Source organism: Paenibacillus lacisoli, assembly GCF_030580655.1.
In the GTDB taxonomy this organism is placed as follows: Bacteria; Bacillota; Bacilli; order Paenibacillales; family Paenibacillaceae; genus Paenibacillus; species Paenibacillus lacisoli.
On the sequence record NZ_JAUQTB010000001.1, the window covers coordinates 781481 to 794344 of the forward strand.

The 12864-nt window shown below is 48.2% G+C and carries 12 protein-coding genes and 1 pseudogene; 4 read left to right on the forward strand and 9 right to left on the reverse strand.

The genetic code is table 11. From position 1 onward, the window contains the following. Position 1: 1 nt before the first annotated feature. Positions 2–721: a metal-dependent hydrolase gene (locus Q5741_RS03750; RefSeq protein ID WP_305022683.1), complete on the reverse strand. Its 720-nt coding sequence runs from the start codon at positions 719–721 to the stop codon at positions 2–4. A 200-nt stretch (positions 722–921) separates the two neighbouring features. Continuing rightward, positions 922–3204: a beta-glucosidase gene (locus Q5741_RS03755; RefSeq protein WP_305022684.1), complete on the reverse strand. Its 2283-nt coding sequence runs from the start codon at positions 3202–3204 to the stop codon at positions 922–924. Between the two features lie 265 nt (positions 3205–3469). Here Q5741_RS03755 and Q5741_RS03760 point away from each other — a divergent pair, with 265 nt between their 5' ends. After that, positions 3470–4690, forward strand: coding sequence for a helix-turn-helix domain-containing protein (locus Q5741_RS03760; RefSeq protein WP_305022685.1), 1221 nt, complete (start codon positions 3470–3472; stop codon positions 4688–4690). Positions 4691–4766: 76 nt separating this feature from the next. Next, positions 4767–5714: a glutaminase A gene (glsA, locus tag Q5741_RS03765; RefSeq protein ID WP_305022686.1), complete on the forward strand. Its 948-nt coding sequence runs from the start codon at positions 4767–4769 to the stop codon at positions 5712–5714. 236 nt (positions 5715–5950) lie between these two features. On the opposite strand, the gene Q5741_RS03770 is transcribed toward glsA, so the two are convergent. From Q5741_RS03770 to Q5741_RS03795, 6 genes are all read right to left on the reverse strand, one after another. Next, a complete protein-coding gene (locus Q5741_RS03770; RefSeq protein ID WP_305022687.1) occupies positions 5951–6163 on the reverse strand; it encodes a hypothetical protein in 213 nt (70 codons plus the stop codon). A gap of 133 nt (positions 6164–6296) precedes the next feature. Then, positions 6297–7181, reverse strand: coding sequence for a pentapeptide repeat-containing protein (locus tag Q5741_RS03775; protein WP_407074308.1), 885 nt, complete (start codon positions 7179–7181; stop codon positions 6297–6299). A gap of 250 nt (positions 7182–7431) precedes the next feature. Further along, complete coding sequence (locus tag Q5741_RS03780) at positions 7432–7887, reverse strand: RidA family protein (RefSeq protein ID WP_305022688.1); 456 nt, start codon at positions 7885–7887, stop codon at positions 7432–7434. A gap of 22 nt (positions 7888–7909) precedes the next feature. After that, positions 7910–8266: a cupin domain-containing protein gene (locus tag Q5741_RS03785; RefSeq protein ID WP_305022689.1), complete on the reverse strand. Its 357-nt coding sequence runs from the start codon at positions 8264–8266 to the stop codon at positions 7910–7912. A gap of 312 nt (positions 8267–8578) precedes the next feature. Further along, positions 8579–8740: a hypothetical protein gene (locus Q5741_RS03790; RefSeq protein ID WP_305022690.1), complete on the reverse strand. Its 162-nt coding sequence runs from the start codon at positions 8738–8740 to the stop codon at positions 8579–8581. A gap of 310 nt (positions 8741–9050) precedes the next feature. Continuing rightward, complete coding sequence (locus Q5741_RS03795) at positions 9051–11402, reverse strand: fibronectin type III domain-containing protein (RefSeq protein WP_305022691.1); 2352 nt, start codon at positions 11400–11402, stop codon at positions 9051–9053. A 327-nt stretch (positions 11403–11729) separates the two neighbouring features. Here Q5741_RS03795 and Q5741_RS03800 point away from each other — a divergent pair, with 327 nt between their 5' ends. Further along, positions 11730–12206 carry a winged helix-turn-helix domain-containing protein gene (locus Q5741_RS03800; RefSeq protein WP_305022692.1) on the forward strand — a complete coding sequence of 159 codons (477 nt, stop codon included), beginning with the start codon at positions 11730–11732 and terminating at the stop codon, positions 12204–12206. A gap of 10 nt (positions 12207–12216) precedes the next feature. Then, positions 12217–12369 (forward strand): hypothetical protein, encoded by a 153-nt coding sequence (locus tag Q5741_RS03805; RefSeq protein ID WP_305022693.1) that lies wholly within the window; start codon positions 12217–12219, stop codon positions 12367–12369. 276 nt (positions 12370–12645) lie between these two features. On the opposite strand, the pseudogene Q5741_RS03810 reads toward Q5741_RS03805, so the two are convergent. Then, positions 12646–12864: pseudogene (locus Q5741_RS03810) on the reverse strand (hypothetical protein); the annotation flags it as partial.

Sequence of the window (12864 nt, forward strand, 5' to 3'; positions counted from 1 at the left end):
GCTAGTTCCCCCATCCCCAGCCTGGTAAAAATACAAATCCAGTCAGCAGCAGGGTCAGCAAAATACACACATTCTCCACGATGGCACCATGTCTTGTACCGGTGCTCATCAGATTGAAGCGCAGGCGCCATTTGAACGGCGGCAGCGGCTTGATGCCGCGATTCGTTAAGGAATCTGCCAGCAAATGCAGCAAGTAGGCTATTCCGCCTGCCAGCCAAATGCTGTCACCGCTGTTCGATGTCGTTCCGTAAAGCAGTGCGGTCCATACAGCAAGACCATAGACAGTATGAGTCAGGCCCCTGTGCGGAAGCACCGTGCAGACGACAAGAAGGCACCCGGCAACCAGATTCCACGGAGTATAATCCCCGCCGTAGACGGCCAGCCCCACTCCGATGATCAGCATCAGCACTTTGCGGAGGGCACGGAAAGGCAGGAAGGATACAGCCGCGATGGCCAGCGATAAGACGATGTTCCACGGAGACTGTACTGCCCCGTCCACACACAGCCAGACTGCCAGAATGACCATGGCCAGCTGCAGAACACGGAGCATACCGTTCGGCATCGTGCGAGTCATCAGCAGTGAATTGGGCTCATCAATATCAGGCAGCAGCGATCCGACCAGAGCTGTTGCCGCCGCGCCCACAGTAACCGGAACTCCCTGCAGATGCAGCAGTGACAGGGACACCCCGGTGCCGATGACCAGATGAGCTCTTCCCATCATGATGTCAAATTTCCTTTCTGTATCGGGTTGTAGAACCGGTTCATCTTAACACGCTCGACTCACGGCCTCAATGGGCCAAAACAACTATTTTAAGAACATACATTCCCTTATTTCCGTTCAATCTATTAAAAAAAGAGAGCCTGCCAGCTACATCCGGCAAACTCTCTTTTTTCGGTACAGCTGAAGCTGTTAGGCAGTGATCAGCTGTTCAATGTGGAGATCAGGCTCTGCAGCTTCTTCTCCCCTTCGCTATCCGGGGCAAAGGCAATCACAGCGCGCAGAGGCATGTAGCGCATCATCGCTTCCATCATCTCCGGATTTCCGTCCTCGTCATCCTCAGATGCACTGAACAGTCCCATGGAAGACTGGACGTAATCCATGACATGCTTACGCTTCTCTTCGCTCAGGCGGCCTTCATGCAGCAGATCACCAACCAGGGAGTTACGTGTCACCGGGCGTTCCGGCTTTGCCGGAGCATTCACAGTCACCGACTTGGACAAGACAATCTCCTTTGAAGATTTGCCGACCAGGATAAAGAACTCGCCGCTCTCCACATGCCATTCCTGCAGGTCTGTATCATAATAGGCAAATGCACGGCGGTCGAGGGTTACTTCAACGGTACGCGATTCACCGGGCTGAAGCTCTACTTTGGCAAAACCCTTCAGTTCTTTTTGCGGACGGATCACTGTGCTCTGAACATCATTGACGTAGATTTGTACAATTTCTTTTCCTGTAACTGAACCCGTGTTGGTTACTGTGACACTTACTTTCAGCTTATCACTGTCGTTCAGCTGTTTGCGGTCAACCTGAAGATTCGAGTATTCAAACTCGGTATAGCTCAGGCCATAACCGAATGGGAAGAGCGGTTCGATCTCCTTGGCATCATAATAACGGTATCCGACGAATAGCCCCTCTTTGTATTCTACACGGTCCATTTCCCCAGGGAAGTTCAGGTGGGCCGGTGTATGGGCAAGCTTCTGCGGGAATGTCTCCGCCAGCTTACCGGAAGGACTCACCACGCCGAACAGAAGATCCGCAATCGCGCCGCCCAATGCCTGACCGCCCAAGTAGGCTTCCAGCACCCCTTTGACATCACCAAGCCACGGCATCTCAACGGCAGAGCCATTGCTTAATACAACGACAACATGGGATTGCACCGCTGTTACGGCTTCCAGCAGCTTTAACTGGCTGTCCGGCAGACGAAGATGCGTCCGGTCATAACCTTCAGATTCATAATTGTCCGGAAGACCGAGGAACAGAACCGCTGTATCTGCTGCAGCCGCCAGATCCGCTGCTTCCTGCAGAGATTCTGAAGTTGCTTCATCTTTATTCAGATCATAGCCTGCGGCATAAGTCACACTGGCTGATGCACCGGCTGCTCGAACTAGTTCATCGTAGATATGATCCAGACGGGTTGGCTTGATGTGTGAGCTGCCGCCGCCCTGATAGCGCGGTTTTTGGGCGAATTGACCGATAACCGCAATGCGGCTGTCCTTCTGCAGAGGCAGAATCGCGTCTTCGTTCTTGAGGAGCACCATGCTCTCACGGGCTACGACGCGGGCCAGCTCATGATGCTCATTCTGGTCATAGGCTGCATTTTCCTTTTTGTTGTCGACGGCCAGGAAGATTACATTCAACACCCGCTCTACTGCGCGGTCCAGCACTTCTTCTTCCAGCTCACCGCTGCGTACAGCTTCTACAATTTTGGCGTCACCTACTCCACTGCTGGAGGGCATTTCAAGCTCAAGTCCTGCTTTCAGCCCTTCGGCACGTTCATTGACAGCGCCCCAGTCAGAGACCACAAAACCTTCATGTCCCCACTGTTTTTTCAGAATATCGGTCAGGAGCATCTCATTCTCGGAAGCATATTCTCCATTCACCTGATTGTAGGAGCACATGACAGTCCATGGCTGTGCTTCTTTGACGGCTCCCTCAAAGCTTGCCAGGTAAATTTCACGCAAAGTACGTTCATCCACAACCGCATCCACCGACATCCGGCGATGCTCCTGGTTGTTCACAGCAAAATGCTTGAGGGATGTGCCGACACCCTGGCTCTGTACCCCGCGGATATGACTGGCCGCCAATTGGGAAGACAAATACGGATCTTCAGAAAAATACTCAAAGTTACGGCCGCACAGCGGAGAACGTTTGATGTTCGCACCTGGTCCGAGGAGAACGGCTACATCTTCAGCCTGGCACTCTTCGCCAAGGGCCTGCCCCATCTTCTCAATCAGATCACGGTCCCAGGAGCTGGCAATACCGGCTGCTGACGGGAAGCAGGTTGCGGGCACACTGTCGTGGAGACCCAGATGGTCCGCTGACTGTGCCTGCTTGCGCAGGCCGTGAGGCCCGTCGGTTACCATAATGGATGGGATCCCCAGTCGTTCTACACCTTTGAGATGCCAAAAATCCAGACCGGAACACATGCCGGCTTTCTCTTCTAATGTCATTTGTGAAATCAGCTGTTTAATGTCTCTTGCCATTTGTAACGCCCCGCCTTCTATATGGATAAATTCGAATTGTGATGCTTGCTGCAGCAGACACCTTCAAAAATTTCTTAGCGCTGCCTGATGGTTGTGTAAGAGCTTTCTTCATCATTGTAATCGCTTTTAAACAAAGCGTATGGTATTATTCGCATCTATATTGTATTTTTCGAATCAATTACAGCTGTTATTCTGTTGCTAAATCGAGAACAATGACTGTACGATAGGCGATAGGGTAATAAGAAAAGAAAGGATTGGCAGATGAATGAACAACGTGTACAGCTCGCTGGCAGAGATGGAATATGTGTGCAAACTGGCTTCAGAGAGCTACAAATTTCCGGTTGTCGTCGTGAACGAAAAGGGCGAACCGTCTATAGGGCTTGCTCCGCTAGCTGAAGCCGGCGAAGAAGCAGCCTATGAGGTACTGCATCATCTGCTGATGGATACGGAGTCCGAAGTGTATCAGTCGACCCTTCCTCTAATTCACCGTCTGGCTGGCGGGGAAAGCTTCCTAACGATCCGGCTGCAGAACGGCAGTGACTTCCTGGGTCACGTTATGATGGGACCGGTTCGGCTGCTTGAAGCGAACAACGAGTCTGATGGTGAGGCTGCGGTTCAGAACAGGAGCGCTTCTACTTCCGTAGTGGGTAAAACAAGTCTGCTGCAGGCCGGCATGCTGATCCATTACAGCATCTACCGCCAGCAGCTGGATATCGCCGACGTGCATCTGCAGAACATGAGAACGGAGATGATTCATACGGATGAGCAGCTGATCCGCAGCCTTGCTGTCAGCCGTCAAAATTTTGACCTGCATCATAATTACCGTTATGAGAAACAAATGCTCCAGTTCATTCGTGAAGGGCATGAGCATGAAATGCTGCATTGGGCCGAGGTTCAGCGCAGAGAAGCCAAATATGGTACCCTGTCACGCAAAAGCCCTCTTCGCAACCAGAAGAATCTGGGAATCTGTGGCATCACTCTATATACCCGGGCAGCGATCGAAGGGGGTATGGAAGAGGAGACTGCTTTTACACTCAGCGATCTCTACATTCAGCAGATTGAGGAACAGACGACCTCAGGCGAAGTGCAGAAGCTGCTCGATCATGCGATGATGGATTTCACCCGGCGTGTCCGGGAAAACCGGGAACTCCCCTTCTCCAAACCGGTTGTGGAGTGCCGACGCTATATTTTCAGCCATATTTACGATGACCTTTCCCTGCAAAAGCTTGGCGAAGCCACCGGGCTCCATCCCGGCTATCTTTCCAGACGGTTCAAGAAAGAAGTCGGCACCGGCCTGACCGATTATATCCGCCAGGAACGTGTGGAAGAGGCCAAGCGGCTCCTGAGGCTCTCGGATTATTCACTGTCTGATATTTGCAGTCTGCTGAACTTTAATGATCAGAGTTATTTTACGAAGGCGTTCAAGAAAGTAACCGGCATCACGCCCGGACAGTATCGCAGCGGCATGTCACCTTTGGCCCCATAATCTGCTGATCCAAAACAAAAATCATATGATAAATCACTTTTTGCTTATTCGTTGATCATGAAGGAGGAATTCCCCTATGACTTCCGCTAAAAACTATGAATTCATTAACTCTGTCCTGCCGCAGTGGCTGGAAACGAGCCGGCTTCAGACCGTGCATGGCAGTACAGCCGCCTATATCCCTGAGCTGGCCAAAGCTCCGCAAGAGGCATTGGGAATTCACATCATGTGCGGCAATGGCGAACATGTCTCTGCCGGCGACTGCGGTCATGTCTTCACCCTGCAGAGCATTTCTAAAGTGTTCACCCTCATTCTCGCTCTTATGGATCACGGGGAAGAAGCGATTTTTGCCAAGGTGGGCATGGAACCGACCGGAGATGATTTTAATTCTATGCTGAAGCTGGAGCTGGTGCGGCCGGGGATACCTTTTAACCCGTTCATTAATGCTGGTGCTATTACGATCTCCTCGCTGATCGTAGGTGACGGACCTGAAGAGAAATCTGCACGCATTCTGGAATTCTTCCGCCGGCTGGCCGGCAGCGATACACTGGACTACAATATGGACGTCTATCATTCCGAGTCGGAGACCGGACACCGCAACCGCTCCCTCGCCTATTTCCTGCTGGATAACGGAGTACTTGGCGGCAGCAGTGTCGAAGATGTGCTCGAAGTATATTTCCGTCACTGCGCTATTGAAGTGACCTGTGCCGATCTGGCCCGTATGGGTTTGATTCTGGCTTTTGACGGAAAGGATCCGCTGACCGGGGATACGCTCATTCCACGCCGGTACGTACAGATCGCCAAGACCTTTATGATTACCTGCGGGATGTACAATGCTTCCGGAGAGTTTGCCATCCAGGCGGGGCTGCCGGCGAAGAGCGGGGTATCCGGAGGGATTTTGACGCTGGTACCGGGACAATACGGCATCGGTGTCGTTGGGCCCGCCCTGAACAGCAAAGGCAACAGCATTGCGGGCGTGCACCTGCTCGAGCGTCTGTCCCAGGAGCTGGACTGGAGCATTTTCTAGGCAGCCATTGACCTTTCAGCGGACATTCAGCCAGGGCTCAACCCCTTTCAAGTTAGCGGGCCAAGGTGTACAGGTACCAACGTGAACGGGAGGAGCCCGGATAACCAAACCCTTTGCAAAGGCCCCATCTCTAAGTAAAGCAAAAAGACCTGCCGACATTTCGTGATCCGAAGTGTTAGGCAGGTCTTTCATTTCGTATTCTTATATTGTGGTCTTCGCTTCCAAACATCCTCCCCTTAGCCGGACACGCGTTCCAGATTAAGGATTTTTATCTCTTTGGGAGGAATATTCTCCTCTTCACTGATCTTGGTCTCTGCCTCATCCCGCACAGCATCAAAGTTAGAAAAGTCCGCTTCGATCTCCATCTGCATGGACTTATCTTCGCTCCAGATCACACGCTGGCTGCCGATCGCTTCGTTCACCTTATATCCTACTGTCACTGATTCCATACGAATTCTCTCCTTCGTAATAGATTGATATTCTTCTGTCTGCATGCTTGGCTCCGGCATGGCCGGACCCGTCTGCTAGTATCTATTACCTCTTCTGAAGCGAAGATAAACGAAAGCCTGCCTCTAATAAATTTTAAGGCAACAACCAGTGCTCCGGAATAGCAAATCCCTCCGGCAGGCGGGTTTCCCCGTCTCCCTTCGCTGCATTCAGCTGAGGCTGGGTCAGGAATAGGGTTTGCGACAAATCTGCTCCTCGGAGATCTGCGTCCCTCAGGTCGGCTCCAATCAGATCGGCCCCGCGCAGGTCAACTCCTCTCAGATCAGCAGCAATCAAATAGGCTCCACGCAGGTTCACAGCCCGGAGATCTGCCCCCTGCAGCTTGGCCCCAATCAGATCGGCCCCGCGGCCGGTCTTCCGGCGTTCCGGAGAAGGTTTGCCCGCAGGCTGTTCGGCCGATGACCTCATCTGCTCGCTGATCTCCAGCAGCAGAACGTTCACTTCAGCCCGCCAGACGGAGACACTGATCTTGAGTAAAGACTGCGGATCCAAATCACTCCGTCTGCAGGTCTCTTCCAAGGCTTCTCGGAGCTGAGTATGTAACGGGACTGGGGGCTCGTAAGACAATGCCTGTGTCAGATACCACTTTAATTCCTGCAGCTGCCACAATATCGGGAAGACTTCGAACATGAGATTTGCCGATGCCGGATTCTCCCTCCAGTCTCTCCCTGCAAAGGTCTGCTGCGACAGCTTCTGTCCTGCACCAAAGCAATCATACACCGTACAGCCGCGAAATCCTTTGGCTCTTAGAGAGCTGTGAATACCGCAGCGGTAATCTTTCTGCAAATGACGGCACGGCTGGCCAGCAGCTTTGTCCAAGGCAAAGTCACTTGAAGCGGCAAAAGGAAGTGCCGTGCAGCACAAGCCAAAGCATGATTCACAATCTGCCTGCAATGCTTTATTCAAGCCTGCCTGTCCGTCCGGATCATTGTTGTGCGCTTGTGGTTTACTGGAAAACAATGCTGTCCTCTCCTAACGATAACCATGATTCTATTAAATCGTCTACGGGATTGATTATAAGCAAGGATTCATTACCAGTAAACACCATTTACCAAATTGAAAAGCCCCCGCCTTATCACAAGCCAGATAAGCTTTTCTCATTAGGCAGTGGGTTGAATCTGTCTGCGCTGTACAACATATACGAACAGGGCACGAACCAGAGACTGCGATTGCTAGAAAAGATCCCCTTATGCTCTTCGGCACATCCCGTCTACACCCTCACTTCAAAAATAGAGTCTACAATGATTGGCAGGTTGTCACGAACCGATACAGCGCCCAGTACGGATCTGGCGTGGACCCCCTTTTCTCCGAATACATCCAGCATAAGGTCAGAACAGCCATCAAGCACTTTATGATGTTCCTCAAAATCCGGCGCAGCATTGACAAAGCCCTGAATTTTGACCACACGCCGCACATGATCCAGTGAACCCAGCGCATCTTTTAGCACAGCTAAGACTTCAATCCCTGCCAGTCGGGCAAAATACTGACCCTCGCTTGTTGTATATTCTTGTCCCAGCTTCCCTTTGGGGTGACCTGCCGGTCCCTTGCCTGACACGAACATGAGCCCGTTCACAATGACATAGTTCGTATAACTCGCTGCAGGATTGCCGGCTGTCGGCAGGACGATTCCGAGCTGCTTCAGACGCTCTTCCACACGATTTTCCATAATACCTGTCCCCCTACTACGATTAAGTTCCCTCTTCCTGCTCCACCTCGAACCGGTCGCCTCGCGTATTGGGATTGGAGATCACCAGGAACTCAACATCTTCGCCCGCACTGTTAAAAGCCCGATGACGCTGCCCGGCAATTACCTCAATGCCTTCTCCTTCACGAAGCTCGTTGATGCTCCCCTCGATCTCGATCTGCAGACAACCCGATAATACGAAGAAAAATTGCTTGGCCTGCAAATGATAATGCCGGGTCTCACTGGTATGCTGCGGCATACGCTCATGGATTATACTGCGCTCAGTCTCATCGACGAGCCGCCAACCGTCACAGTTCTCTCCCCAATTATAACGCTCTGCGTTCTCCTTGCTGCGTATCATCCGTCACCCTCCTAAGCCATAATGAAAAGAACCCCGCTGCAGTGACAGCCGGGTCAAGCGATATGTATACATTAAAAATATCCTAACACTATATTCCAATATTAGGTAGACTTTTTTTCCGTGTATCCGATCTTAATGGGAACTGCATAATCAGGTCGGTTGTTCGCCTCGCTTGCCGGCCCGCTTCATTCCAGTCATACTCAACTAAAATCTGCTCTATTCCAACCTCCTCGGGGCGATTGTCCAACCTACATGGCTGTGGCCGCAGAAAATATAATCTGCCTGAATATGCTGCAGCTCCTCAGCAAGCTGTTAAGGAGACCTGGATACTGCCCCGTCAGGAGTCACCTGTTCGGTCAGGTACGTATAATTGCTATCCGGTGTTCCATGACAGAACATCATATTTTCATAAATCCATTGGGGTTGGAAGGTCTTGATCCAGTGAAGGATGCCGTCATTGAACAGCGTTCGCATGAATATCAGATAGGGCTTCAATTTTATTGTATATTGATTTCATCTGTTTGATCTCCTTACCTGCGTGAGGCTTTAATTTGCTGGAATACAGTACGCGAGTATCTTTTAATCTTATAGTACAACATCTAATGTTTCTCTAAGTAATTTAGCGATGCTGCTCCAAATGCTGTTATACTGAACAGCCATGGAGCAGACTCTATCTCTCATTCCTGCTGAATAGATAGTGACGCCATGGCTTAGTAAAGTATGTATGCTAAAATGATAAAATACCAAACCCCTGCAACAAAGCCGCAGGGGTTTGGTATAAATTTTAATAATTGTTGTTTAATGCATCATAAGCGTTCACTTCAAAAGTAATGATCTTGTCAAAAATGATATAGTCTTTTCGATTTTTAAATGGTCCTTTGTTGTTGCTATGTTTATCGATTGCAAAAGTAATCCTTCCCGTTCCATCCGCTCGCTGTTCATACCAATTGATAAATGCGTTTACCTCTCCCATTGAAAGATCATATTCTTTCACTTCTCCAGTATTCAACATAATTGATAATATTGCGCGATCACCAGAGTTCTCGTCAACAGGTGGCGTAGTAGGATTATTAGGGTTCGGCTCTTCACCTGCACTAGCCTTTGGTGTAGCCGAAGCTTCATTGGAAGAAGCTAAAGTGCTGGTCCCGATAACAGCGGTAACGACGTAATAATAGGTCGTACCATTTGCTACAGAAAAATCTGTGTAGGTTGCAGTTGTACCCGATACTGCAGCGACTTCTTTGTATGGACCACCTACTGTTGTTCCACGTTTAATCACGTAATTAGAGGCTTGGGAAATCAGGTTCCAGTCCAAAATCACTTTCTGCTCGGATCCAGCCGCAGACAGCGTAAGCTCCTCGGTTGGTTGTTCTACTCCCGCACCAAATACATTCCATTCATACACTCTTCCAATACCCGTGCTTGATTTTAGCACCACCGTTTTTACATTCGCTACTGGTACAGGAAGAGTCTCTATTGAATCCAGAGTCATTGTAGTATAACGAAGTAAAAGTTCGTTTTTATCATCATAAAATTCTATTGTGGAATCTTGAGCTATGTTAGATTCAGCAGCAACAACACTAGTGATCTCTTTAGGAGAAGAAAAAGTGTACCATACCATAAAAGTCGGGCGAATCATGGCAGAGGTAGCAACACTGTTATCCGTTAGTTCTCGCACGGTTCCCGTAGCGTTCGGGTAGGCACTCCCTGACTGCAAAGTAAGCCCATCAAGCAATCCTCCCGTAAACTTTGTTGCGCTTGGCGCCATGCTTTTCTCTGCGGAATTCCCACTTTCCCCAGCCTCGTTCACTGAACTAACCACATAGTAATAAGTAGTACCGTTTACTACTTTCTTATCTTTATACTCTGTGCCGGTTACACCAGTCGCAATAGTAGCGTAGGGCCCTCCTGAAGACGAAGCTCGTTTGATGTTATAACTTTTAGCTCCTGTAGATTTCCATTCCAAATTAACAATTTTGTCCCCACCTTGAATCCAGCTGATCGCAGTTGTATTGGGCGGATTTGTTGAAGTTCCAAATAAGTTCCATTCGTAGACTTTAACTGATGATTGTGTTCTAAGAACAACGGTTGTTACATCTTTTACCTGTTGCGGCAGTGACTCTACCCCATCACTAGTTACCGTTGAATATGACATTAGTAGCAAGTCTTTTGCATTATAAAATTCGATGGTTGCATTATTTATACCGCTTTTATTGACAATGACGGATGATATGTTTTGTGGTTTCTCAAATTGATGCCAAACAATGTTATTATTATTACCAGCTACGATCAATAAACTACTAACCGAAGACACATCGTTATCAGTAAGTAACTTTGTTGAATCAGAACCATCTTTAATATTCTTGCCCACTTTTAGTGCAACAGCATCTAGCAATCCATTAGTATACTTAGTGGAACTAGGTTTTATGCTCTTCTCAGGCGAGTTAGCACTCTCCCCAAATTCGTTATTAGTACTCACAACATAGTAGTATGTAGTGCCGTTATTTACATTTGTATCTTGATAATTAACACTTGTAACTGAGGAAGCTATAACTGTGTAAGGTCCTCCAGAAGACACAGCTCTTTTCACAGTATAAGATTTCGCGGCAATCGTATTCCATTCCAGATTAACTACTTGGTCTCCTGCCTGAATCCAATTAATTGCTGTAGGGGATGGCGGAGCGGATGGCGTTGTGTATACATTCCACTCATAGACTCTGATTGAATTGCCTTTTAAGACGACCGTCGTCACATTATCTAAAGCTTGAGGAAGAGATTCCATCGTATCATTTCCTACCGGAGTATAGGATAACAGCAACGCATTGGTTGCATCATAGAATTCTATAGTTCCTACACCAGATTTTCTCAACATTACCGCTGATATTTTCTGAGGTGCAGAGAAGCTGTACCAAATGAAATTATTGGATTGCACAACTTCAGAAGTAGCGGCATCATCATCGGTCAGCAATGTAGTTCCCACAGCCGCGGGGCTGCCAATTGAGGTTCCCTTCTGCAAGGTCAAACCATCCAGAAGCCCTCCTTTATAGGTATTTGCTGCAAACGCTGAATGGCTTGGAGTAAGAATCCACAATAGAGCAAACGTAACAATTAATATGCCAATTTTTTTGCTTTTCATCTTTTTCCTCCTAAATAAATACTTAAAAGATACTTTTTACATCTTAATCGCGAATAGTCATAAAGTCTTCATTCCAAAGAACTAATTTATCTATATATAGTCTTTTATCATCATGTACTCAAATAGTTCATAATACCTAATTCAGTCATGTTTTCCTCAAAAAAACTCTACTATATAGACTGAAATAAAGAACTACTCTTTCTAAAATCGTTCACTCCTAAACAGGGTAATAAAGGGAACAACAAGCATTTAGGATGTGATCATATGACAATTACAGATTGAAAACATAGTATTGAACAAGCCCTCCGTGAAACTTCCGACAAGCGAATGTATGAGCGTTATTTAGCCGTTCTTCATCGTCTTGAAGGTCGTACGATTAAAGCGATCGCAAAGATGATTAAACGTACAGAGAAAACGACCGCTGGATACATTCATAGCTACGAGCGTGATGGAATTGAGGGTTTAGCACTTGGACATTCACCCGGTAAACCTCGCCGACTTACCGATGAGCAAGAACAGAACCTTGCCGACACGATGGCTAACAAGCGGCCAGTTGACGTGGGGATCGAGGCCAAGTATACCTGGACTCTAAAATTGGCCATGCTCTTCGTCGAGCGTAAATTTGGAGAACGCTACACGGAAAAAGGGATGTCGGTGCTGCTGCATCGACTGGGATTCAGCCATACCAAGGCGACCTATACGATGGAACTGGCCGACCCTGAAGAACAGGAGGCTTTTAAGTCGAATACCTTTCCATCTCTAAAAAAAGTTGATGAACCAAGAGATCGACCACTTACTGTTTGAGGATGAGTATATGATTCGGGCATATCAGTCACTGCAATATAACTGGTTTCCGGTAGGGCAACAGCGAAAAGTTCCTATGTATGGCCGTCATGAAGGCGCGAAACTGTTTGGCGTATTGAACTATGAGACGGGCTACGTGCTCTACCGCGATGGTGAGCGATAAGATACGCCAGCTTTTATTCACTTTCTGGACGCAGGTTGAAGAGTGATGTGGTCCATAACGTGTTTACAAGAAGTTTTACCACATTCGCATCAATGTCGCTGCCTTTATGAAACGGGTGAATTCCAGACCGGATGAAGTCATTGACCGACTGTGTATTCGCATTTAATTCAAAAGTTCAGTTTGTATAACAAAGCTGCAGAGTTTTTACGATTTTATCCTTGTTTCTTATCTTCTTAAAATACTACCTTTATCCAGGGTTAACCCATTCTGCAAATCTTAAATGACCTGCCTCTGAACAGAGCTTATACTATGTAATTCCACTTCGCCAAGATCCCTAAATACCAATTGAAGCGACTCATGGTGAATATCCTCGTATAGCAGCGATTGATTGTCAGTACTAAGCTTCCCTTGCAGATCATGGAGTGCTACGATAAAAATGCAGTCGATAAACACCCTCGTATGAAATAAAATGAAAACAAACGAGGGGACGAGTGA